Origin of the sequence: Porphyromonas crevioricanis, from assembly GCF_900476255.1 — a bacterium.
Lineage (GTDB): Bacteria > Bacteroidota > Bacteroidia > Bacteroidales > Porphyromonadaceae > Porphyromonas > Porphyromonas crevioricanis.
In genome coordinates this window covers 1,074,723-1,099,507 of sequence record NZ_LS483447.1, presented here as the reverse complement: position 1 = coordinate 1,099,507, position 24,785 = coordinate 1,074,723, and the positions used below count along the sequence as shown (strand labels likewise).

Annotated in this window: 20 protein-coding genes; 13 read left to right on the top strand and 7 right to left on the bottom strand. The window is 46.1% G+C overall.

Going from position 1 to position 24,785, the window contains the following annotated elements:
• Window positions 1-133: 133 nt before the first annotated feature.
• A complete protein-coding gene (locus DQN70_RS04895; RefSeq protein ID WP_111759344.1) occupies window positions 134-949 on the bottom strand; it encodes a hypothetical protein in 816 nt (271 codons plus the stop codon).
• A gap of 20 nt (window positions 950-969) precedes the next feature.
• Window positions 970-1,992 carry a hypothetical protein gene (locus tag DQN70_RS04890; protein ID WP_111759343.1) on the bottom strand — a complete coding sequence of 341 codons (1,023 nt, stop codon included), beginning with the start codon at window positions 1,990-1,992 and terminating at the stop codon, window positions 970-972.
• Between the two features lie 545 nt (window positions 1,993-2,537).
• On the opposite strand from DQN70_RS04890, the gene pckA reads away from it, so the two are divergent.
• The 3 genes from pckA to DQN70_RS04870 all read left to right on the top strand — a co-directional run bounded on the left by pckA (window position 2,538) and on the right by DQN70_RS04870 (window position 7,632).
• On the top strand, window positions 2,538-4,148 hold the full coding sequence (gene pckA / locus DQN70_RS04885; protein WP_023940939.1) for a phosphoenolpyruvate carboxykinase (ATP): 1,611 nt from the start codon (window positions 2,538-2,540) through the stop codon (window positions 4,146-4,148).
• 187 nt (window positions 4,149-4,335) lie between these two features.
• Window positions 4,336-6,276 carry an NAD(+) synthase gene (locus DQN70_RS04880; RefSeq protein ID WP_023940937.1) on the top strand — a complete coding sequence of 647 codons (1,941 nt, stop codon included), beginning with the start codon at window positions 4,336-4,338 and terminating at the stop codon, window positions 6,274-6,276.
• 210 nt (window positions 6,277-6,486) lie between these two features.
• Entirely contained in the window at window positions 6,487-7,632 is a 1,146-nt protein-coding gene (locus DQN70_RS04870) for a T9SS type A sorting domain-containing protein (RefSeq protein WP_036888502.1), read from the top strand.
• A gap of 144 nt (window positions 7,633-7,776) precedes the next feature.
• Here the strand turns inward: DQN70_RS04870 and DQN70_RS04865 are convergent, their stop codons facing one another.
• The 3 genes from DQN70_RS04865 to DQN70_RS04855 are packed head-to-tail and all read right to left on the bottom strand — an operon-like array spanning window position 7,777 to window position 10,401.
• Window positions 7,777-8,739 (bottom strand): sirohydrochlorin cobaltochelatase, encoded by a 963-nt coding sequence (locus tag DQN70_RS04865; protein WP_052115647.1) that lies wholly within the window; start codon window positions 8,737-8,739, stop codon window positions 7,777-7,779.
• Window positions 8,740-8,783: 44 nt separating this feature from the next.
• The gene (locus DQN70_RS04860; protein ID WP_231968784.1) at window positions 8,784-10,004 is read right to left on the bottom strand and encodes a sensor histidine kinase; all 1,221 of its coding nucleotides are present in this window, start codon (window positions 10,002-10,004) and stop codon (window positions 8,784-8,786) included.
• Window positions 9,997-10,401 carry a YkvA family protein gene (locus tag DQN70_RS04855; protein WP_023938983.1) on the bottom strand — a complete coding sequence of 135 codons (405 nt, stop codon included), beginning with the start codon at window positions 10,399-10,401 and terminating at the stop codon, window positions 9,997-9,999. The genes DQN70_RS04860 and DQN70_RS04855 overlap by 8 nt, the downstream gene beginning before the upstream one ends.
• Window positions 10,402-10,603: 202 nt before the next feature.
• On the opposite strand from DQN70_RS04855, the gene DQN70_RS04850 reads away from it, so the two are divergent.
• The 7 genes from DQN70_RS04850 to DQN70_RS04820 all read left to right on the top strand — a co-directional run bounded on the left by DQN70_RS04850 (window position 10,604) and on the right by DQN70_RS04820 (window position 19,227).
• Entirely contained in the window at window positions 10,604-11,107 is a 504-nt protein-coding gene (locus tag DQN70_RS04850) for an RNA polymerase sigma factor (protein ID WP_023940930.1), read from the top strand.
• A 372-nt stretch (window positions 11,108-11,479) separates the two neighbouring features.
• Complete coding sequence (locus DQN70_RS04845; RefSeq protein WP_023940185.1) at window positions 11,480-11,884, top strand: FtsB family cell division protein; 405 nt, start codon at window positions 11,480-11,482, stop codon at window positions 11,882-11,884.
• Window positions 11,881-12,207, top strand: a complete 327-nt coding sequence (locus tag DQN70_RS04840; RefSeq protein ID WP_023938106.1) for a hypothetical protein — start codon at window positions 11,881-11,883, stop codon at window positions 12,205-12,207. The genes DQN70_RS04845 and DQN70_RS04840 overlap by 4 nt, the downstream gene beginning before the upstream one ends.
• A 29-nt stretch (window positions 12,208-12,236) precedes the next feature.
• Complete coding sequence (locus tag DQN70_RS04835; RefSeq protein WP_023940183.1) at window positions 12,237-13,268, top strand: RluA family pseudouridine synthase; 1,032 nt, start codon at window positions 12,237-12,239, stop codon at window positions 13,266-13,268.
• 64 nt (window positions 13,269-13,332) lie between these two features.
• Window positions 13,333-15,372: a protein-disulfide reductase DsbD family protein gene (locus DQN70_RS04830; RefSeq protein ID WP_023940181.1), complete on the top strand. Its 2,040-nt coding sequence runs from the start codon at window positions 13,333-13,335 to the stop codon at window positions 15,370-15,372.
• A 13-nt stretch (window positions 15,373-15,385) separates the two neighbouring features.
• The gene (gene mazG / locus DQN70_RS04825) at window positions 15,386-16,171 is read left to right on the top strand and encodes a nucleoside triphosphate pyrophosphohydrolase (RefSeq protein ID WP_023938101.1); all 786 of its coding nucleotides are present in this window, start codon (window positions 15,386-15,388) and stop codon (window positions 16,169-16,171) included.
• Between the two features lie 245 nt (window positions 16,172-16,416).
• Complete coding sequence (locus tag DQN70_RS04820; RefSeq protein WP_023940178.1) at window positions 16,417-19,227, top strand: choice-of-anchor J domain-containing protein; 2,811 nt, start codon at window positions 16,417-16,419, stop codon at window positions 19,225-19,227.
• Window positions 19,228-19,432: 205 nt separating this feature from the next.
• Here DQN70_RS04820 and DQN70_RS04815 read toward each other — a convergent pair whose 3' ends face one another.
• Window positions 19,433-20,101 carry a hypothetical protein gene (locus DQN70_RS04815; protein ID WP_023938097.1) on the bottom strand — a complete coding sequence of 223 codons (669 nt, stop codon included), beginning with the start codon at window positions 20,099-20,101 and terminating at the stop codon, window positions 19,433-19,435.
• A 114-nt stretch (window positions 20,102-20,215) separates the two neighbouring features.
• Entirely contained in the window at window positions 20,216-20,383 is a 168-nt protein-coding gene (locus tag DQN70_RS09505; protein WP_023938095.1) for a hypothetical protein, read from the bottom strand.
• Between the two features lie 749 nt (window positions 20,384-21,132).
• Here DQN70_RS09505 and DQN70_RS04810 point away from each other — a divergent pair.
• The 3 genes from DQN70_RS04810 (at window position 21,133) to mreB (ending at window position 24,729) form a co-directional block, all read left to right on the top strand.
• On the top strand, window positions 21,133-21,843 hold the full coding sequence (locus DQN70_RS04810; RefSeq protein ID WP_052115644.1) for a C40 family peptidase: 711 nt from the start codon (window positions 21,133-21,135) through the stop codon (window positions 21,841-21,843).
• Window positions 21,844-22,090: 247 nt separating this feature from the next.
• Window positions 22,091-23,608 (top strand): bifunctional phosphoribosylaminoimidazolecarboxamide formyltransferase/IMP cyclohydrolase, encoded by a 1,518-nt coding sequence (purH, locus tag DQN70_RS04805; protein WP_042225876.1) that lies wholly within the window; start codon window positions 22,091-22,093, stop codon window positions 23,606-23,608.
• A 101-nt stretch (window positions 23,609-23,709) separates the two neighbouring features.
• Window positions 23,710-24,729 carry a rod shape-determining protein gene (gene mreB, locus DQN70_RS04800; protein ID WP_023938088.1) on the top strand — a complete coding sequence of 340 codons (1,020 nt, stop codon included), beginning with the start codon at window positions 23,710-23,712 and terminating at the stop codon, window positions 24,727-24,729.
• Window positions 24,730-24,785: the final 56 nt, after the last annotated feature.

Here is a 24,785-nt window from a genome sequence, read left to right as displayed (position 1 = left end):
GGCCCAAGGTAGAAACCTGACCATGCCCCATACGAACCAGTCGCCCATCCATGCCGTACAAATACAATTGTCCCGAAACTTCGCTGACTGCGACTCCAGACAGGCGATCATAGCGGTACCATCCCTCTGGGTTCTAAACAACCGGCAAAGCCAACGGACGATAGTACACACCATCTATACCAATCCCTCTCATCGGATGTTTTTTCCACCAAGTAGATTCATAGACGGTACCGTCCGGAGCTACATAAGCCCGAGCTCCGATCTCTTCATCTTCCCGCATAGGGCGATCTGCATCGTAAAAATTCACAAAAAAGCCTCCAAGCGGATAAATACGATCGCTGGGAGACAGCGGATCTCCGTCTCTATATATGTACAAATACGGGAAAGATGGGTATCCCTCAGGGGTTACACTACGAAGAGTGTAATAATAAGTTATACAACCATCCGAATTTTCATAAATATCACTCAAGGTAACAGTTGATGAAGCGGCTTTGGGTTCATCGGCAGAGGGGCTATGCATTGGTCTATAACAAACGGTTACCGGCCACTTATCTCCGATCTTCTTACTTGGTGAGTGGAAAAGGTTACGAGCAGCACCTTCGTCTTCCCCCCAAAGGTCTCCGTTGGGGCAGAGATATAGGTAAAAAGTCGAAACACTATCTATTTCCTTGAGATGATTATATCTCGTCCGTGTGATGGTTTTCTTGATTTCCGTCCCCAAGTTTTCTTCCTTTATGACTTCGTATAAAAAAAAGCCGATCTTCCACTCATCTTTATTTTTATCCCTATCGGGCATATACGAAAAAGGGGTTACCTCTTCCGTTTGATAATACCATTTTGCTCCAACAGGGAAACAATCCCGTGTGACCTCTCCTGTCTGCGCTTGCAAACTCAACCCAAACCCAAATGCAAACAAAGACAGGAATATAAAAAGTATGTTTCGTGTCATATCGTATTTCTGCTTAAACTCTATTCAACCAATATTTTTGCATAGCAATGGGGGTTATCCATTGACTTCAAGACATATATCCCAGTCGGAAGGCCCAAGGTAGAAACCTGACCATGCCCCATACGAACCAGTCGCCCATCCATGCCGTACAAATACAATTGTCCCGAAACTTCGCTGACTGCGACTCCAGACAGTCGATCATAGCGGTACCATCCCTCTGGGTTCTGAACAACCGGCAAAGCCAATGGGCGGTGGTATACACCATCTATACCGATATCATGAAAAGGATTTCTCTTCCACCAATCAGTTTCATAGACGGTACCGTCCGGAGCTACATAAGCCCGAGCTCCGATCTCTTCATCTTCCCGCATAGGGAGATCTGCATACCAAAAATTCACAAAAAAGCCTCCAATCGGATAAATACGATCACTAGGAGACAGTGGATCTCCTTCTCTACATATGTACCAATACGGGAAAGATGAGCCCTCCTCAGGGGTTACACTACGGAGAATGTAATAATAAGTTATACAACCATCCGGATCTTCATAAATATCATTCAAGGTAACAGTTGAAGAAATAGCATCGACCCCATCGATAGGTAGATGATATATTGATCTATAACGAATAGTTACCGGCCACTTATCTCCGATCTTCTTACTTGGTGAGTGGAAAAGGTTACGAGCAGCACCTTCGTCTTCCCCCCAAAGGTCTCCGTTGGGGCAGAGATATAGGTAAAAAGTCGAAACACTATCTATTTCCTTGAGATGATTATATCTCGTCCGTGTGATGGTTTTCTTGATTTCCGTCCCCAAGTTTTCTTCCTTTATGACTTCGTATAAAAAAAAGCCGATCTTCCACTCATCTTTATTTTTATCCCTATCGGGCATATACGAAAAAGGGGTTACCTCTTCCGTTTGATAATACCATTTTGCTCCAACAGGGAAACAATCTTGTGTGGCCTCTTCTGTCTGCGCTTGCAAGCTCAACCCAAACCCAAATGCAAACAAAGACAGGAGAAGTACAAAAAATAAATTTCTTTTCATAACTAATACTTTCAAGAGTTAAACAACAAACCTATATCAGGAAGACATTAAGTAAGACGAAGAAAAGAACAAGGCATCTATTTTCGATGAGCTTTTCATTCAGGCCAAAAAAAGCCCAAGAAATTAACACTAAAAAGAACTTTTCTTCCTTCTCCTTGTGCTCTAAAGGTATTTATTTTATTTCTAAAAACAAAAAAAACACTCTTTCCATAAAAGGCATTCCTTCAAAAGTAAAGAGTTGCCCTCCCTAACTATTAGATGTTTCAATGTACATCACCCGTCTTTCAGGGGTACAAATAGCCTCTTCAACTAAACTACAACTTACAATCCTCAGAGAGAAAAAAACACAGAGTTGCATGGTATACTCAACTTCCAATTAAACTGTAATTCCCCCCTCTCCATCTGGATGGGTATTTGTGGGGATTTCTCCACAGACAGTTTGTCTTTTCCCCTTTTTTTTACCTTTGCGATAGTCGCTACATAGCGGTCATGCATTCTTTCCTCAGGACTATCAATGCAACTTTGTAAAACGATAATACAAGATTATGAAACCAATAGACCTAACTAAGTACGGCATTTCCGGTAATGTGGAAATCCTATACAACCCATCCTACGAGACTCTCTATCAGGAAGAATTGAAAGAAAACCTCGAAGGTTACGAAAAGGGACAACGCACCGAGTTGGGAGCCGTGAACGTAATGACCGGGATCTACACCGGTCGTTCCCCCAAAGACAAATTTTGGGTAAAGGACGATATCACTCGAGATACGATCTGGTGGACAAGTGAGGAATACAAAAATGACAATAAGCCCTGCAGCCTCGAAACTTGGAAAGAGCTCAAAAAACTGGCAGCCAACCAACTGAGCAACAAGAGGCTCTTTGTTGTAGATGGTTTCTGCGGAGCTAATGCCAATACAAGGATCAAGATACGCTTCATCATGGAAGTGGCATGGCAAGCTCACTTTGTCACAAATATGTTTATCCGCCCGACAGCCGAAGAGCTGGCCAACTTCGGAGAGCCGGATTTTGTGGTGCTCAATGCATCCAAAGCCAAAGTAGAGAACTACAAAGAGCTTGGACTCAACTCGGAGACAGCAGTTGTTTTCAACCTGACCGAAAAAATGCAGGTGATCCTAAACACTTGGTATGGTGGCGAAATGAAAAAGGGGATGTTCTCCTACATGAATTACCGCCTCCCGCTGGCCGGCATCGCTGCCATGCACTGTTCAGCCAATACGAGTCAAGATGAGAAAGAAACAGCAATTTTCTTCGGACTCTCAGGCACAGGCAAGACAACCCTCTCTACCGATCCCAAACGCAAACTTATCGGTGACGATGAACACGGATGGGACGATGACGGTATCTTCAACTTTGAAGGCGGTTGCTACGCCAAGGTCATCAACCTGAGCAAAGAAAACGAACCAGACATCTACAATGCCATTCGCCGGGATGCTCTCTTGGAGAATGTGACAGTAGACAAAGATGGGCGAATCGACTTCTCGGACAAATCGGTAACGGAAAATACTCGTGTCTCCTATCCGATCTACCACATAGACAACATTATCAAACCCATTTCCAAAGCAGGCCATGCCAATAACGTGATCTTCCTATCGGCAGATGCCTTCGGAGTGCTGCCTCCGGTGTCTATCCTCACTCCCGAGCAGACGAAGTATTACTTCCTCTCCGGCTTCACAGCCAAGCTGGCAGGGACCGAGCGCGGTATCACGGAGCCGACCCCGACTTTCTCCGCTTGCTTCGGAGCTGCTTTCCTTTCGTTGCATCCGACCAAATACGCTGAAGAACTTGTACGTAAAATGGAGCGTGTGGGCGCACGCGCCTATCTGGTAAACACCGGATGGAACGGGACGGGCAAACGGATCTCTATCAAAGATACCAGAGGTATCATCGATGCCATACTTGATGGCTCTATCGACAAGGCTCCGACCAAACAGATACCCTATTTCGGGTTCTCCGTACCGACACAGTTGCCGGGCGTGGACGAAAAGATCCTTGACCCGCGTGACACCTATGCCAATGCAGCCGAGTGGGATGAGAAGGCTCGTAAGTTGGCTCAGCTCTTCAGGGAGAACTTTGTAAAGTTCTGCGGCAACGAAACTGGCAAAGCTCTGGTGGCAGCTGGTCCCACGGAAGAATAAAGAGACGGATCGGAGGCAGAAACTCTGTTCTGTAGCTGTTTCGGACTAAAGTCAAGAAAACATAAAGAAAAGCAGGACGAGGTAGTTCCTCTTCCCGAGACGACCGACAAAGCCCAAGCGTACTCCCCTGTATGCTTGGGCTTTATTTGGTTACCTTTGCGCGCACCTTATATAATATTGTGGATATATGAAATATGGATTTCTAAAAGTGGCTGCGGCAGTACCTTATGTCAAGGTAGCCGATTGTTTCTACAACATCAGCCGCATGAAGACTATGATACTGGATGCTGAAACCAAGGGCGTAGAAATACTCTGTTTTCCGGAACTCAGCATTACCGGCTATACCTGCGGAGACTTATTCTTACAACCATTCCTGCTGGAGAAAGCCAAAGAGGCGGTATGTCGTCTGGTGGCCGAAACGGCTCACACCCGAGTGCTGGTCATTGTGGGTGCACCGGTGCGGGTGGAAGAAAAGCTATTCAATGCTGCGATTGTTTTCCAGAGTGGTCGAATCCTGGGCGCCATACCCAAAACCTATCTGCCGAACTATCGAGAATTTCAGGAAAAACGTTGGTTTTCACCAGCCAGAGACCTGCAATACAGCACTGTGCTAATTGGAGAAGAACGTGTACCAATCGGCTGCAACCTGCTCTTCCGTTGTGGCACGGTAGGCTTCGGGATAGAGATTTGCGAGGATATGTGGACACCCTACACCCCCGGTACCCGTCTTTCTCTCTATGGAGCACAAATCATATTCAATCTCTCGGCCAGCAACGAAAATGCCGGCAAACACGCCTACTTGAGATCCCTGATTAGTGGCTTGTCTTCCCAGAGCATCTGTGCCTACGTCTATGCGTCTTGTGGCTACGGAGAGAGCTCCACAGACTTGGTCTATACTGGGAAGGCATTCATTGCCGAAGTGGGCACAATCGTAGAGGAAATGAAACGCTTCGACTATAGCGAACGCATGATCGTGAGCGATATAGATGTTTCGCGTGTGCAAACCGAGCGTTATATCAACAGTAGTTTCAAAGCTGCCGTCTCTCAACTGACAGACGAAGATTTGGTAGAGGTGCCCTTTGAATTGCGAAAACCAGAGGACTCTTTCCCTATGACACGCAAAGTGGAGCGCAACCCATTCATGCCGGACGACGCCTCCCGGAAGGAGCGTTCGGCTGAGATCTTCGATATTCAGGTTTGCGGTCTGCGTCAGCGATTGCACCATCTGGGAGCGGAGAAAGTATTGATAGGTCTCTCTGGAGGGTTAGATTCTACTCTGGCCCTACTTGTTACAGTACGGACCTTTGATATACTCGGGCTGGATCGCAAGGGGATCATATCAGTAACCATGCCGGGATTCGGTACTTCGAGACGCACACTTAGTAATGCGACAAAGCTAATGGATGCATTAGGAGTGACACGATTGGAGATAGATATACAAGAGGCCTGTCGCAGGCACTTTATGAATATCGGGCACGATGAGTCTGTACAAGACCTGACTTTCGAGAATACACAAGCCAGAGAGCGCACCCAAATCCTCATGGACCTCGGTAGTAAATACAATGCCCCCGTGATAGGTACAGGAGACCTCTCCGAACTCGCTCTCGGGTGGACGACTTACAATGGGGATCACATGAGTATGTATGCTGTCAATTCGGGGGTTCCCAAAACCACAGTGCAACTTCTTATCCGCTATATCGCCGAATCTACCGACATGGGCAGCCATACCTCTGACATCTTGATGGATGTGCTGGGTACACCTATCAGCCCGGAGCTTCTCCCCACAGACAGCAGCGGAGCGATCGTGCAGAACACCGAACAGAGCATAGGGCCGTACGAGCTGCACGACTTTTTCATCTACCATTTCTTGTACAACGAGTTCTCTCCCGAGAAGATTTTCTTTTTGGCACAAGTGGCTTTCGATGGGAAATACACCAAGCGAGAGATCAAACAAGTGCTCAAGACATTCTTCAGACGCTTCTTCGCACAGCAATACAAACGAAACTGTTTGCCGGATGGACCCAAAGTAGGCTGTATAAGTCTCTCTCCTCGAGGAGAATGGAGAATGCCAAGCGATGCCGTCAGCAATATGTGGATCAACGAAGTGGATCAGCTGCCAGAAGACTAAAAAAATGGCATTCCGAGAAGGATAGCATTTCTTCTCTTTTCATATCTTTGCGCTATCCCCAAAATATCGAAATCTCCCTGTCCTTGTATTAGTTTACCAACAGTCGGAGCTTCGCTATTCCGGGGATAGTCTGTTTCATTCGATTTTCTTGCTTTCGATGTAATCACTCTTTTGTCAAATATCCACCTTTTAATGAATAACAAAAACGACATGAAAAATCTTACTCATTCACGAATGCTGGTTTTAGCATTCGCACTTTTAACACTGTCATCTATCTCTTTCGACCTTTCGGCACAAGAACGACAAGAAGAGAATGTTATCAAACTCACTACATCGATACCGGTGGGAAAAAAGATTTCCTTTTGGCTTAGATCAAAAGATGAAATCAAGATAGAAGGTGTAGAAAATTCGGGTGTCCTTATCAAACCACTAAAAGAAGAGGAAGAGTTTACATTCAGGGTAAGCAACCCGGAAATAAAGATTATTGGTCCAGTAATCGATTTTTCGGCAGTTAAACAACAATTGATCAGCCTAGATCTGAGTGGTATCAACACACTGGTAAATGTATCTTGTAACAACAATCAAATTCGCGAACTGGATTTTTCCTCCAACAAAGGAGTACAACGTCTAGACATTTACGGAAACATTATTCGCAACGAGAATATGACCAAGATGCTCGAATCTTTACCGAAAGCATCCAACTCCAAATGCGAATTGTACGTAATAGACAGCAAAAACCGTAAGGAATGGAACATATCCACCAAGGCAGATGTAGCAATAGCCACAAAAAAAGGATGGGATGTGCGTGATTTACGAGGCGACTACATTAATATTTCCGAAACGGATAATGGAGAAGAATACGAAGGAGAGACCACTCTGCCGGAAAAGTTTTTCACAGTAACTTTCAAACCCACAACAAATGGAGAGATAAGGATCGAGGGTGATCAGGATCTTTCCAGACTTGCACTGGGAGCAGAATTGGCAGTGACAGCAACTCCTGCAAATGGCTACGAATTGGACAAACTATTAGTTAACGAAAACCTCGACATACGTAGCCTGAAACGCTTTGTAGTAGATGGCGACATCGAACTCAGTGCTGTATTTAGAGAAGTAGGATCAATCTCTAAAGTGGCCAACAACAACCTTAGACTCTATCCTACCGTAGCCAAAGATATAGTCTCTATCAAAATGGCAATAGCCAACGAACAAGTATTCGTATTCACCGTAGATGGTCATATCGTAGCAAACACCTACACCAATGCCGAAGGCTCAGCCGTACTGAATGTATCTGATTGGGCTAAAGGCCTCTATATAGTAAAAGCCGGAACTCAGACTAGCAAGCTGGTGAAAGACTAAACAAACCGGACTTGCCCAATGGGAGAGCATCGCTCAGGTAAGTATGTCTCCCTCATAAGAGCAGAAAAACAAAAAACAGCCGCATCGATTATAATCGATACGGCCGTTTTCTTTTGCACTGAATCTACAGAGAGAGACCCTCTCTTAGAGACTTACCGGCAAAGCCTGCCAAGTGTGCTCTATCCATAGTTTCTGCAACTCTTCAAAATCCCCCAAGCCAATCAGATGGCAATGTTCGTCCTGGCAGGTATAGCCATTTTGTGTCAATTGCACTTTCCAGCTCTGCTCTTCGTCCGGTTCGTTCGGATCATAATCTCCCGCCATATCATTGCAAGCATGATCTCCGGCTACAGACATCAACGGCACCAAATGCACAGCCTCGGGATGCCGAGAAAGAGCAGAAAGATTGGCTAACAAATCAGAAAATAACATCCCCGGATATTCAACCGTAGAGAGAAATAGTCTGTCATTGAGACGTGCAAACTCGTCCTGCACATAGTGATAACTCCTATTTCCAGCCTCATAATCGGCATTATTGGCATTTCCATGCCCCATAAAAGCTACAGCATGCCCCTTATGCAAGAGGTCAGCAAAGTGATCGTGCAGGATATGTGCCACCCGCTTAGATTCCTCCTCACTACTCAACAGAGGCTCACCCAGACGCACGGAGACCTCAGGATACCTCTCTAAGAAAGGTTTTATATAAGTATCACGCACTAACAAATACTCCTGCCCCGGAATGATATGCAAAGATTGCACTACGATCTTCCGGTATCCGGCTTCTGTCAAAGCCTCCAACCAAAAGTCCGGAGTGTGATATTGTTGCCCCGTTTTCTTCGCCCAACGTTTGATACAGATCTTAGAGGTAAAAGCCCAATAGATATCTCTATCGGGGAAAGCCTTCCGATAGGCCTTGGATATTCGAGCATAGGTCTGATGTGGCCCCGGATAAGTGCTACCGAAAGTAACAAGCAGAAGAGCCTCAGAATGTTGTTTGTCTATCTTGGTAAGGGCTATCAAAGTTGAAACTCCCTCTTCCGAAAAGTCTGACATGAGAGAATCGGAGTGAAGAGCAAGGAAAAGGTTGTTTTGTTTATTCATCATCATAAGATTTTCAATTGAGAATTGGGAAAGATAGCAAGAGGATGAAGCTATTCCTCCACAACGGACTTTATGAGCGGAAGCAATATCCGGAAAGTGGTACCGACACCGATCTCGGACCTCAGTACGAAAATTTGCCCGGCATGATACTCCTCCACAATACGTTTGGCCAAAGAAAGCCCCAAGCCCCACCCTCTCTCACGTGTGGTGTAACCAGGACGAAAGATCATGCGCAGTTTACTCTTGGCTATTCCTTTGCCAGTATCGGAGAAATCAATAACGGCATTGCGACCTTTCTGTTTGAGGCTCAAGACGACCCGACCCTTTCCCTGCATGGCATCGACGGCATTCTTCAGTAAATTCTCTATCACCCAACTGAGCAATGTCTCGGAACCGGCAATCATCACGGTTTGCTCCGGCAATTGCAAATCAACTGACACTTGCTTTGAAATGCGAGGCTGCATATAGTCTATTGTCTGCCTCAATACCTGGGACAAATCTACAGATGAGGTGACGGATGCAGAGCCTACCTTCTGAAAGCGATCTGCTATCATCTGCAGCCGGTGCGTATCTTTCTCTATCTCTGCAACAATCTCCGGAGAGAGTTGCCCCATGCGAAGCAGCTCCGTCCAAGCCATGAGGGAAGATATGGGAGTTCCTAATTGGTGGGCCGTTTCCTTGGAAAGTCCTGCCCATATACGATTTTGCTCGGCTCGTTTGGTAGCTAACACTGCCCGTATAGCAAGAAAAATAAAAAGCAATATCACGGCAAGCTGTACGTAGGGGAAGAGAAGTATTTGCCTTAGGGTACTACTGTCGGAGTAATACAGATATTGCAGACCTTCGGGTCCCATGTCTATAACAATAGCTGGATAACCTTCCCGGAAATCGGCCAACTTGCCTTGCAATTGGGCTACTGAATCGGAGCCGGATACGGATATATTATTGTAGGATACGATAGAATCTCTCTCATTGCACAGAATAGCAGGTATCGTCTTGTTGGACTCTATAATCTTGAGTATCAAATCCAAGGCTTGGTCTCCATCTGCCTCTTCTGCGGCCAACTGACGTGCAGACATAGCCCAAATCTCCATCTTGAGCCTCTCCTCGTCGGCCACCTTATCGACCAACTTCTTGGAGACAAACAAAGAGGTAGCAACAATCACAGCGGCAGCGAACACAAAGAGCAGCTGAGACCACACCCTCCTATCCTCTATCATTGTCACACCCGATCCGTTTTGGTTACGGTTAGCAGCAACGCTGTCAAGCAAACAACATTTTAGTGCGAGATGCTGCCAAAGACTTTATCTCCGGTGTTATATGGCGGCGCAAAAGTTGCAAGACAATGCCAACAACAGCCAAGTCGTCCGAGAAGCCGATGATGGGAAGCAAAAAGTCCGGGATCAAATCTATCGGTGAGATAAAGTAGCCCAGGGCTGCGATTAGAATCACTTTGTCCTTGATCGAGAGAGATCCTTCTTTGAGAAGATAATAAAGCACGAAAAATTGCTCCACAGCAACTCGACCTATCAGTCTCGCCACCTTGCAGAGCTTGGATAGGAATCGATTCTCTCTATAGAAATGGGCATAGGGGGCCAAGTCATGCAAATGGATAGAATCGGCAAATGATTCACCCTGTTTGTAAGTCTTTTTCTTTCTCCGGATCATAGCCAAACGATTACTAGTGTTTGATTGGAAGACGCTGCATATAGAAAACCTCTATCGTAGCTGCAAACTTATCTATTGTGTTTTAGTTGTGCAAAACATACCTTTGTCTCAACAGCCAATGGGGGTAGATCCTCGATCATTCCGAACGGCTGGACAGATAGTAGAATTAAAACCCTGCACAAGGATAAACAAAGCGAATCAGATGAATGCATTGCAATTCCAAGACAAACTTCTCAGCCTACAAGATAATATGCGCCACTTTGCCCTGTCTCTTACGACCAATGTAGAGGACGCAGAAGATCTGATGCAGGATACGACGCTCAGAGTACTCAACAATAGAGATAAGTTCAAGGACAACATCAACTTCAAAGGATGGGTACTTACCGTGATGCGCAATATCTTCATCAACAACTACCACAAGGTTGTGCGTATGCAGACAGTCATTGATGACAACACGGATCCATACAATGTGCCTCTGGTGGGGGAGGGAGGTCTTAATACTCCGGAAGGGACGATGGATTTGAGCGAAATCACTCAAGCCATCGCAGAACTGCCGGACACGCTCAAAGAGCCGTTCTCCATGTATGTAAGTGGCTACAAATACAATGAAATAGCTGAGACACTTGATTTGCCTTTGGGTACAGTAAAGAGCCGGATATTCTTCGCCCGCAAAGAGTTGCAACCCAAGTTGAAACATTTCCTCTGAAAAAATTCTATAACAGCATAAAAGCAATCCGGCCCTGTAACTTCCTTATGAAGTTACAGGGCCGGATTGCTTTTTGGGAATATTCATAAACATTGCCTACGAGTAATCTCCGATTTTCTAACGGAGAGCATTGCTCCCAACCTCTGAGGATGCAGCAAAACATTCTAACTAAGAAGTTGTGCTATGCTCCATGAATGATACCACCACAGAAAATCAGCATAAAGCTATCCTTTAGAAATCTAACAGCCCAATCATTTGGCACAAATGATAACATTCACCGCTTTTACCTATTCTTTTGCTTCACCAGAATTGCAAATTGAGTGGGGTTGCTTATCTTTGCGCCTATACTAAAACTACACATAGTATTGTCCCGTGAATAATAGTCAAGAGCAAAAGTCGCAAGCGCAGGGGAGAGCTAAAGGCCCCGGGGCTCGTCTCCGCTCCTATCGGGAGTCTTACAGAGTTTGGCGTGCCCGGCACCGCTACATCCCATTTGTGGCCGTTGCTCTGATATCCCTGCTTATGATTTTTGTATTCAGCGATCATAACTTGCTGCAGACCTACAAACGAAGCAAACGAATCTCCGGCTTGAAAAAGGAGCTTCGTCGTGCACGTGAGTCTTACAGACAAGATAGTATTCGTTTGGAAGAAATACGCAGCAATAAAGATGGTGTTGAACAAATTGCTAGAGAACGCTTCATGATGAAGGCTCCGGACGAGCAGGTATTCCTCGTGGAGGACAAACCAAACGAAAAGGACAAAGGACAATCACAATGAAAGATTATCCCTTCCTCTATCAATCGGGAGCTATCCTACTCATTTTAGGCTCGGCCCTCCACATAGCACTGTGGTCATATGCTCCTTGGCTCTATGCCTTAGGTGCCGGGCTATACACATTGTACTTCTTGTTGCAACCCCACAAATCTTATGAGGTACGTGAGCGAAGACTTATTCGAATGAATTTGTTTTCCGGCTTGCTGTTTATCACCTCTGCTGTATTCCTTCTGCGCAATTCCACTATGTGGATCCTCTTCTTTGCCCTGGCAATGGTTTTCGCCATCTATGCAGGGCTATTATTAGTGTTCAAAAAGAAATCCTAACCTCATCTTCCCATTAGTACGAAATTCAGATGAAAGCCCCTCACAGTACTTCCGGCTCTCGCAAAGCTATCTCGGCTCGGCAATGGTTTGTTTCTGATACAGCCGAGGAGGGAGATTTGAGCTTAATAAACTTCCTGCAAAGCTGCTTGCCGGATAAGAGTCGCACGACTGTCAAACAATTGCTTCGCGACCGTTTTGTGAGTGTAGATGGTATTGCTGAAACAGTGGCCAATAGGTCTTTGCAGAAGGGACAAAAGGTAGAGCTACATAAGTATCCCATACCAGATGAGATACACCACCCACTATTGGAAATTCTCTATCAAGACGAAGACTTGCTCGTCTGTGCCAAGAAGCCAGGCATATCTACCGTAGCCAGTGGGATGGACAGACAACACACGGCCATGAGGATCCTCTCAACTCATCTGAAGACCTACAATACAAAGATTAAACTCTTTATGCTCAATCGTCTGGATAAAGATACCGGGGGGATTGTGCTTTTCGCCAAGAGCCGGGATGCACAGGAATATATAACTCGCCAGTGGACCGAAATAGTAGAAGAGCAGGTCTACCATGCAGTAATAGAGGGGAGACCCGAAGAAGATCGTGGCATTTTACTTAAGCCTGTAGCAGACAAGCAAAACAAAGATCATAAAGAAGATCCGGCAAGTCTCATTTTCTCCTCAGAGAATAGAATTTTCAACTCAGACGCATCCTCCTCTGCCGGTGTGGCTTCTTACAAGGTTATTCGGCACGGCGCATATTGTAGTTTGCTGGAAATATCTCTGAAACATGGGCGGAACAATCAAATACGAAGACAGATGAGGCAGGCCGGTTTGCCATTGGCAGGGGATCGGCATGGAGGCTCTATCTTTCCGGAGCTTGGCTGTGTGGCTTTGCAATGCACTCGCTTGGTGATGCGACACCCAATCAATGGGCAGCGAATGACATTCAAGCAAGCTATCCCCGCACTTTTCAGACGTCTGATGCAAACCTCGGCTTCTACCTCCGAAACCAAGACACCCCTCGACAGCAAGAGCCAGGAAAAAAAGCGATACAAATAATTGATATTCGTAGGACAAACGGAACAGTAGATAATTATTCACAATACATAAGTTAATATTCCCTATGAGATTTGCACGTAAGATCGTGGCTGCAATCACTACCCTGGTAGCAGTCATGTGTACATCGGCCTTGATGGCTCAGGAGTACAAGTGGGACATCAAACTGGTGGATGCCCCTTCGGCTGAGAAAACCATTGTTTTCACTGCGACAATCAACCCCGGTTGGCATATCTTTGGCTTCAACCAAAAAGAAAATGGCCCCAACTCTCTGGAAATTGTTTACGAAAAGCTCAATGGAGCCAAGCTCGTGGGCAAACCACAGCCATCCAGAAAACCGCACGAAGAGTTCGACAAAGACTTCGACATGCAGGTTACCTACTACGAAGGGACTGTTAGTTTCAAGCAAAAGATACAAGTGACCGACCCAGCCAAGTTTTTGGCAGAAGGCTATATAAGGGCACAGGCTTGCACCAAGGATGCATGTAACCCTCCCACTTCCGAAGAATTCAAATTAGACCACAAGCTACTCTCCTCTGCTTCTGTAGCCTCAGCTCCGGTTGTCGCGGAAACTCCTGCAGAGCCTGAAGAAGAAGTTACCACTGCAGCTGCCGACACAACAGCTCAAGACTCAGTATCAACAGCGATGAGCAATGCTGTTACTGACAGTGATCTCTGGAAACCTGTCGTTGCAGAGTTGAAAGCCTATGGAGACGCGACGCTCAATCAGGCAGACTCTTCTCTTTGGTTTATCTTCCTCTCCGGATTTCTCTATGGGTTCGTGGCATTGGTAACTCCTTGCGTTTGGCCGATGATCCCGATGACAGTGAGCTTCTTCCTCAAGCGAAGCAAAACACGCAGCAAAGCGATCAAGGATGCTATCACCTACGGTCTCTCTATCGTATGTATCTACCTGCTGCTGGGTATTGTGGTTACACTGATCTTCGATGCGAGTGTACTCAATAGCATGGCTACCAATGCCGTATTCAATATCATTTTCTTCTTACTGCTGGTATTCTTCGCTATTTCTTTCTTCGGTGCTTTCGAGCTGGTATTGCCATCCAAATGGACTAACAAACTTGATGCTAAAGCCGACAAAACAACTGGTCTGCTCAGTATCTTCTTCATGGCCTTTACCCTCACGCTGGTATCTTTCTCCTGTACAGGCCCCATCATCGGCACTTTGCTGGTGCAGGTAACTGCTATGGGTTCTATCGTAGGTCCGGCTGTCGGTCTGCTTGGTTTCGCCTTGTCTTTGGCTTTACCATTTACCCTTTTCGCTATATTCCCCAACTGGCTGCAGAGCATGCCCAAAAGCGGTGGATGGCTCAACTCTGTAAAAGTTGTACTCGCTTTCCTTGAGTTGGCATTGTCCCTGAAGTTCCTCTCCGTTGCCGACTTGGCTTATGGCTGGCATATACTCGACAGAGAAGTATTCGTTTCCCTCTGGATCGTGATCTTTGCTGCTTTGGGCTTCTACCTGATGGGTAAGATCAAGTTCCCGCACGACAGTGATATGAAGTTTGTGAGTGTAACTCGCTATTTCTTAGCTACAATCTCGTTCGCTTTTGCCGTATATATGGTACCCGGCTTGTGGGGTGCTCCACTCAAAGCAATCTCGGCATTTGCACCTCCTCTGAAAACACAAGACTTCAACCTTTACTCGGGAGAAGTGCATGCTAAATTCGATGACTATGAGAGTGGTATGGCCTATGCAGCCAAGCAAGGGATGCCGGTATTGGTAGACTTCTCCGGATTTGGCTGTGTGAACTGCCGCAAAATGGAGAATGCCGTGTGGATCGATCCGGAAGTGAAAGGCCTGCTGGAAGACGAATATGTATTGATCACCCTCATGGTAGACGACAAAACCCCGCTACCAGAGACAATCAGTGTAGAGGAAAATGGCAAAACCGTGAAACTGAGGACCATTGGTGACAAGTGGAGCTATCTGCAAAGAACCAAGTTCGGAGCTACTTCACAGCCTTTCTATGTTCCACTGGACGCCAAAGGTATGCCACTTAACCTCTCCCGTGGATACGATGAGGACATACCGGCCTACATCGACTTCCTGCGCACCGGTCTCAAAGAGTTTAAGAAACGGAAATAAAGACTCCGTACTTATGCACACCAGAGAACAAAAGCTGGAGGCTTTCGGGAGGCTGCTCGATGTCATGGATACGCTCCGGGAGCAATGTCCATGGGATAGGAAACAGACTAACGAAAGCCTCCGGCAAAACACTATAGAGGAGGTATATGAGCTGGCCGATGCCATCATACAAGATAACCCCGCCGAGCTTCGTAAGGAGCTCGGCGATGTGCTCCTCCATATTGTATTCTATGCCAAGATTGGAGAAGAAAAAGGCTTGTACGATATCGCAGATGTCGCCAATTCTCTGTGTGATAAGCTCATCTATCGCCACCCTCATATCTACGCCTCCACCGAAGTCCATTCGGCAGAGGAGGTTGCCAACAATTGGGAACAGCTTAAACTAAAAGAAAAAGGAGGCAACAAGACTGTATTGGGAGGAGTACCTCGCTCTCTACCCGCTCTCATCAAAGCCTACCGTATTCAGGACAAAGCTCGTGGCGTGGGGTTCGATTGGGAGCACAAAGAGGATGTATGGCAGAAAGTACAGGAGGAATATCACGAAGTACAAGAAGCTATCAAGCAGGGAGACTCATCCCTTTTGGAAGAAGAATTCGGAGACTTGCTCTTTGCGGTTATCAATGCGGCAAGGTTGTACAAGATCAATCCGGACAATGCACTGGAGCGAACCAATGCCAAATTTATCCGCCGATTCAATCGAATAGAAGAATTTGCAAAGTCTCAACAGAGAGACGTGGCTTCTCTATCTCTCGAAGAAATGGAAACCATTTGGCAACAAGCCAAAGAAGAGCGTTCTTAATCTCCTCTCAATTCAAAATCCAAAGGACAAAAACTCTCCAACATTCACCCTTCACTACCCAAGATTTGTATCTTGCGCAGTGAGGGGCTTTTTGTTTTTACTCACAACCTCCAATGAGACCATTGCAAAGACTCTCAATGGAGGATAAGTTTTGCTCAAAGCATATAGGAATAGAAACGAGGGCAAAGACATCATGGTCTACGTCGATCCGGCGTTTTGCTCAAAGCATATAGGAATAGAAACACATGAATCTGAAGAAATTATTTACATCACTGGCTTTACCCCTGCTCTTTAGTCTGGGAAGCCAAGCCTCGGCGCAACTCTCACAAATACGGGCAGAGGCAAACCCAGGAGAAGAGAGTTTGGAGCTACTGGAAGATCAATTCTTCTACGAATTCGATGAGACCGGCAAACCCCGTCATTGGGAAACTTCCGGCAAATCAAGGAAAATAGAAGGAGGTTTCAATGCCAGCACAGGCTTCTCCGTAGGGATCAATACAGGAGACGGCAAAACCGGTTATATCAGTCAATCGATAGATCTAAACCGAACAGACAAACAGGTAAACCCCGGAGATATGCTCGAGGGACTTATTCATTACCGTTCGCAAGCTCCGAGAAATCCGGCTGGAGCATTTCGTCTGGCCTGCCACTGGCTTGACAAGGAGGGGAAGCAACTCTCTTCGGGCGAAGATGCCTTCATCAATGCCCCAGGCAATTGGTTTGACAAACACAAAGCATGGGGAACCATTCGTTTTCGTACGATTGCTCCAGAGGGGGCTGCTCGCTTTGTCTTTCGAGTAGAAACAAATGCTCACACGGAGACTGAGTTCGACGACTTCAGCCTGCTTCGACTTATACCATTGGATCGAGACCGTCAGTTCATCTCCATCTTACCCGAAGTGGCCACTGTAGAAGCTAAAGTAGGTCAACCCAGCACCGGCAAGATGCTTGTGCAGGGGATGGGGCTATTGTCTACACACGAAGCTTATGTCGACTACCCCAATGGTGAAATGAGCCTCTCTTTGCCTAAACTTCCCCAAGGGAATAGCATAAACGAGATCTCATATACAATCACACCCGAAAAAAAGGGAGCCTACCCTCTGGGGAAAACTTCTATACAATACCCGAATGTAGACCCTATCGCTCGATTGAACATTCAGCTCTATGCCATCGAGCCGAACAATCCTCCTCAGGTCAAACTCAAGAGTATGGCCTCCATACCCCCCTTTAGGGCTTTTCCCGGACAATCGGATGCCAAAGAACTTTCCTTTGATATAAGTGGAGAAATAGCCTCAGTAAATCTGGCTATAGAACAAGCAGAAGGGGGGCCATTCCGTCTAAACTCTGCACAATTCTTCTATAGTGAAAAGCAAGGGAAAGTGCTCAACAACAGTGTCAAACTGTCTTTTGCCCCCCAAAAACCTGGCAAATACACAGCCAACTTGCATCTCTCGACAGCCATGATGGACACTGTCCGCTACGAGCTATCAGCCGAATGCCTTGCCTGGGGAGATACATGGATAGAAACTTTTGAGACCGACAAAAAGCTTGACCCTCGATTTGTAGGGGAAGCGTGGAAGAACTACCACCTTTTCGACCGTTCTTACTACCGTCTCGATGGTCGCTGGAAAGCAGCCAATACAATAGAATTGGATCCCAATGGTCTACTGGAATGCGATGAGACTTTTGTAAATGGAATTGCTTCGATTCGGCTACAACCCCACTCTTCTTCTGTCTATGAATTGGAAATAAGCCTCGACGGAGGAGGACACTGGCAGAAAATAGAGCAACAAGGCGAAGCATTTGTCCCTGCCACCAACAGACCTACTCGCTTTCGCATTCGGAATACATCAGAAGAGAAGAGTCTACTCAACCGAATAGAAGTGATTGAGGGGGACAAGGCTTTGCGTACTGTATTCGACAAAATAGAAAACTGTATGCTACAGCCCAACGAAGAACAACCTGTGGAGCTCTTGTCAGAAAAATTTGAGAGTCTGCGCCATACCCGTCCATTCAATCTCAGTGGCTGGCAAAGCCTTATTTTTAAAGGCAATCGACCTTTCTGGGGTTGGGATCAGAAAAATTTTACCTCCGGCGAAACCGAAGAGCGTTGTGCTCAAATCAGTTTCTACCGCCTTGGAGAAATTATTGAGCAAGAACACGAATCATGGCTCATTTCGCCTGCCATCTCTTTCCAGAAAGCCAAGTCGAAAATTCTTACATTCCGTCTTCGCTTTTCTCTCCCTCCCAAAAATCTTGAGGAAAAGTTCGGAATGTACATTATCACAAAGCAGTCCAGTAAGCTAACTGCTCAGTACTTAGACATCACCAAACACCTGCTGGTGAAAGATCTTGACAGAGACTCCTGGTACGACTATTTTATCGACTTATCTCAAGACAATAGTATACAAGTGGAGGACCTGTTCTACCTCGGTTTCAGCCTACACAGCCCAGAAGCAGGAAATGCAGCTACCCTTGCTTTCATGATCGACGATGTCACATTCGGCCGTACCGACCATACAACCATCAAGACAGACAAAGATCTTCTTCTGTTCCAATTCATCCCCGACATCAAGACAGCTCCCCAATCCGTCTCGGTTACAGTCGAAAATCCTCGCAATCCGATCTCGGTGAGTGTCGAACCTCGACAGGCAGCCCGGTATTTTGCGGTGGATAAAACATCTATACCGGCCGAAGGTGCTGAGATACAGACCGTATTCAAGGCCAAGGAGAAAACGGATCGTGCAGCAGCTCTGCTACTTCAAACTCGTGGTGGTTCATCCGCTTTGGTAAAGCTATTGGCAACCCTCGATTCGGGGGTAGAGATACCGAGCTCGGACAACGAGATAACCGTCTACCCTACTATTACAACAGACCTGCTCCACATAAAAGGGAACTATTCTCACTTCTATCTCTTTGCAATGGATGGACGGTTGTTGTCACAAGGAGGTTACACTCACTCGCTGGATGTATCTTCTCTGCCAGCAGGGCGGTATCTGATGATGTTTGTAACAGCGGAGGGAAGCTCTACAAATAGCTCTTTCGTAAAGGAATAAAGGCTTCTTTGGAAGGAGGTGCAAAAAATATCTCCAGTGAGGGGAAATACCACTACTATACTGGTAAAACGCTCACTGGAGATATTTTTGCTCTCCTAAAATGATAACGATGTATACTGAAAAATCATTTTTGTCCTATCATGCCTATCGGAGACCATTACTTTAATTGTCCTGATAAGGAAAAAGGGAAAGACATCCCACATTCTTATTCCTCTTTTCTCGAGTATATAATTTCATAGTTGGCAGTTGTCCCCATTTCTCCCAAAGCGTTTTTTCCCTTTAATCGCTTCACTTCGATTTCCTCGCCTGTAGTTCCATCCAGAGTAATGATGAATAGGCCTTTGTTGTATTCCTTATAGCTTCCCTCGAATTCTAACCTCCATGTGGGATTGTCATCACTAGTTCTATTGATGCCTATCACTTGATTTTTCATGGATTTAACACCGTGTGCCACCAAATACTGCTTTATATTTTCCCACGAAAAAATGAAATCCTTATCCAAATCCTCCTCCCTGATTAGTTTTCCTTGCTTGTCGTATTCTCTGTATACGCCAGTCATGAAATCGTATCGGAAATACAGAAAGGACAGTTTCAAATGGCCTGTTTTGTAATATTCGTAAACCTCTTCGAATTCAGACCCCTCTTTGGATATAAACTCATAAAATGATTCTGCTGTCTCTTGCTGTCTCACCATTACACTGTCATTCTGCCTAAAACAGTATTCGTTAGAGTCATTCTTATTCCTATTGAACGCACGAATATCAAAAACCCTTGTCATGGCAGTTTTATCATTAGATAGTTTGCTCTGCTGTCTTCTTCCATTACACCCAGCTCCAATAAGGACGATAAGTGCTAATAAACATATTGACTTCATTCTTTCTGCTTGTTTTGATGTAATAATAGAACTCAAAAATCCTACTCTCTTGCGACCGAAATATGGAGACAAAGTTGAATCAAGAAAGAAGATAAGTCACACTTCTTAAAGCAACTAATAGTCTTCTTTTTGCGGATTCTTCTCTCTGTCAAACCAGAACTTTCGTTTGAGGAATTCCCCATCAGGAGAAATATCTGAGCACATTTCCGGCAAAGCTGCCTGCACTTTAACCTCGCAGTTTAGTGGCATTTTGCTCACATACACTTCTACATAATTGGCCATTTTGATTTGCGTTTGTACTCCTAATTATTGAACTGTGTAAGGTAAGAATTTTTAAGAAAGAGAGTCGTTACACAAGTTTCACTCAATTCCCGATACTCTCATTCAGGAGGCCCAGTCATCATCATCAATAAACCTTTGTTTATTTATATATTATTCCATTTCTTATTCGGTTGCATTTTTATGCCCTGATTGGAGGCTTTTTAGTGGGTTTTTCTCTCTCATTTTTGATGTCAAGGGGAGGCATTTTTTACTAACACGGGAGAGAGCAAAAATTCTCTCCTGAGAAAAAAAACGCTCTCTCCTGTGTTAGCAAAATTTTTCTCAGGAGAGAATTTCGACCCTTTCAGAAGGCCGATGAATAGAGCATTCTGGGAGGCTCATCCCAAGCCTATAAAAAGGGTCTGACTCTTTCGCAGACAACAAGCTCTTTTCTCTCCGTTTTCCCGACTTTTGATATGGTCGAAATTTTACAAAACACACCAGGTTTAGTGAAGGGAAACAAATGCTTTTTGAGCCCTCCACACATAATTCTCAATTGCAAGTACAACAATCCCCGTAAACGAAAGGCCAGTTAGGGGACAGCGAGGAGCATATCTACCTAATACTCCACACATTCTAAGTATTAAGTATCAAGAACATGGTCACATACTTCCGAAACTTTTTTCTACTTTTGTCCCGAACCAATAGCAGTAAAACCGTCTCTCACAGTGGCCTCAAGAGAGGGCAGAGCAGACAGTATCGGAAAAAGAATGAGTAGTACACGATTATCCGCACGGGCTTTGATTTATGCTTTTTGCATAGGTCTGTCCGTACTGCTTGTGGCAAAATCTTTCGCAAGCAACACTCCCCCTCCAAAGAACACGAAAAAGACGACATCCGTCATTCCTCAGAAGGAGGAACAACACCTCTCCGTATCCACTTTGGTCTCTCAAATCATCAAGGAAGGGAAGAAGTTCTTGGGCAAACCCTACCGATATAAAGGTCCCTCCAAATTCCCGATGGACTGCTCGGGCTTTGTCTGTCATATCTTCTCTCAATTCAATATCCAACTCCCACGAACCTCCCGAGATCAGCACGCTTACACTGAATCTACCGATAAGCCACAGCCGGGAGACCTTATTTTCTTCAAGGGAAGAAATGCTCGCAGCCCTCGCGTAGGGCATGTGGCTATGATTGTGGAAGTGGATGGAGACGACATTACCATGATGCACAGCAGCTGCTCCAGAGGGATCATTGTGCAGAAATACAATACACAGCCGTACTACGTCCGTCGCTTTATAGGAATTGGGAGGGTACCCGAACTGGCAGAAATGCTGAAAAATGAGGAAGGACAGAAGAAACTACTCTTGCTCCAACCCTACCTGCCCGGCTTGGGTCTGTCTATCTTCTCTGACTCCCTGCAAGAAGAGGGTAACACAGGCGATGTAAACACTCCGGCCTACTCCACCGAGACGATCTGACAAGACCTTAACAACCAAGTGTACCCCCTCTCGAAGGAAGTTTGTACAAACATCTTCGAGAGGGGATTTTTGTATGCCAAAGCGAGGTAAAGAAAGTATTGCAGGAGGGAAACCCTGTGGAATAATCTCGAAAAATAACAGAAAGCAAGTTAGCAATCTGTTGGAGAGAAAAAGGCAAAGCTTGCATACCCAAAAAGACTATCTTTGTGAGTTGTATAATGTGGACTCAGCACAGAAGCAAAGGCGAATGGAAAAAGAAATCAAACGAGCACTTGTATCGGTCTATCACAAGGATGGGCTGGATGAGATATTGAAAATGCTGCACCAAGCAGGAGTAGAACTCGTATCCACAGGAGGAACAGAAGCATATATCCGCTCTCAGGGTTATCCTTGCACAGCTGTGGAGCAACTCACCGAGTATCCCGAAATGCTGGACGGACGAGTAAAAACTCTGCATCCGAAAATCTTCGGTGGAATCCTGGCCGTCAGAGATGATGTCGGACATCAGGCCGATGTAGCCAGCCACAAACTTCCACTGATAGATTTGGTAATCGTAGATCTCTATCCCTTTGTCGATACGGTGGCTTCCGGAGCTTCTGCTGAAGATATTATCGAAAAGATAGATATAGGCGGTATCTCCCTGATACGAGCAGCAGCAAAGAACTACAAGGATGTGATCATCGTTGCTTCCAAGGATCAGTATCCCGCCCTTCGCTCCCTGCTTGAGGACAAGCACGGAAAGAGCAATGAGGCCGAACGTCGTTGGTTTGCCAAGGAAGCCTTTGCTGTAAGCTCGGCCTATGACGCTGCCATATTTGGCTATTTCGATGAGGGACGGCTCTCTCACTTGCGAATTGCAGAGGACACGCAACGGATGCTCCGCTATGGAGAAAATCCTCACCAGAGAGGGATGTTCTACGGAGATCTCGACACCGTATTCGACAAGATACAGGGCAAGGATCTCTCCTACAACAACCTGCAAGATCTCGAGGCCGGCTTGGGGCTGATAGACGAGTTTACAGCTCCGACTTTCGCCATACTCAAGCATGGCAACGCTTGTGGGATAGCCTCCAGAGAAACTGTGTCCGAAGCCTGGCAAGCAGCTTTGGCAGCCGATCCGGTATCCGCCTTCGGAGGTATACTGGTATGCAACAGCCCAATCGACGAAGAAACGGCCAAAGAAATAGACAAACTATTCTTCGAGCTGATCGTAGCTCCGGACTATGAGACAGAGGCACTGACTCACCTGACTCGCAAATCCAACCGTATCATTCTCTCTCGCAAAAGCCATACACAACCCGAATGGCAATTGCGATCAATGCTGGGCGGTATGCTCGTACAGGAGCGAGACAGCGTCAGCGAGACAACGGAACAGATGCAAACCGTGACCAGCCAGTCTCCTTCGGAAGATGAGTTGGTGGACCTTGTCTTTGCTGCCAAAGTGGTAAAACACAGCAAAAGCAACGCAATCAGTCTGGTGAAAGACAGCCGCCTTTTGGCCTCGGGAGTAGGACAGACCTCCAGAGTTGATGCTCTGTGTCAGGCCATAGAGAAAGCTCGGAGCTTCGGCTTTGACCTGCAGGGTGCGGTCATGTCCAGCGATGCTTTCTTCCCTTTCCCCGACTGCGTAGAGATTGCAGCAAAAGCTGGTATATCTGCTATCGTCCAACCAGGAGGCTCCGTAAAGGATCAACTGAGCATAGACAAAGCCAATGAATTGGGAGTAGCGATGGTATTCACCGGCCTGAGACACTTCAAACACTAAGTAATAAACACAAGCCTTGAAACAGAGGATGAGCCCGGCATATCGGCAGTTTCTCTGGCAGGCTTCCGCAAGACAGCTCACAAAGTAGCTTTATCAAAATCATGGGTCTATTCAATTTCAGACAATCGTTGGCTATCGACCTGGGAACAGCCAATACAATCATAATCAAAGATGGAAAGGTCGTGCTCGACGAACCTTCGGTAGTATCTTTCGACTCCAGTACCAACCAAGTAATGGCTGTGGGGAAGATCGCCAATGAAATGTACGAAAAAGGCAATGCCAATATACGCACGGTGCGTCCTTTGCGTGATGGGGTGATAGCAGACTTCAATGCAGCAGAGCAGATGATACGTGGGATGATCAGAATGATCAGCAAAAAGCGTTCATGGTTCTCTCCCTCGCTTCGCACAGTGGTATGTATCCCTTCCGGGAGTACGGAAGTAGAGATACGAGCAGTGAGGGACTCCAGCGAACATGCCGGCAGCCGTGAGGTATTTATGATCCATGAGCCTATGGCTGCTGCTGTAGGTATCGGTATAGATGTATTGGCACCGGAAGGCAACATGATTGTAGATATAGGGGGGGGTACTACAGAGATTGCAGTGATCTCTCTCGGAGGTATCGTAAAAGATCAGTCTATCAGAATTGCCGGTGACGTATTTACACAGGATATCATAGACCATATGCGCAGCACCCACAACGTGAAGGTGGGTGAACGCATGGCAGAGCAAATCAAGATCAATGTAGGCTCCGTATTGCAAGATCTGGAAAATCCACCCGAGGAATACGCCATTTGGGGGGCAGACCTGATGGACACCCTGCCTAAGCAGATCAAGGTCACTCATCAGGAGATCGCACACTGCCTGGAAAAATCAGTACAGAAGATAGAAGCGGCCATCCTGAAAACTCTCGAAGAAACCCCCCCTGCTCTCTATGCCGACATCGTAAAGAACGGAGTCTACCTGACGGGTGGAGGTGCGCTGCTTAGAGGTATATCAGAACGTCTGACCTCTCGCTTTGCTATCAGCTTCAAGGTGGCAGAAGATCCACTATTGGCTGTGGCCAAAGGGACAGGTATTGCCGTAAACAATATTGACACGTTCAAGTTCCTCATCAAGTAGAGCCCTTTTGGCCGTTTTGTCTGTGCTTTCCTCCAGTAAATAGAGCTATAGCCCGG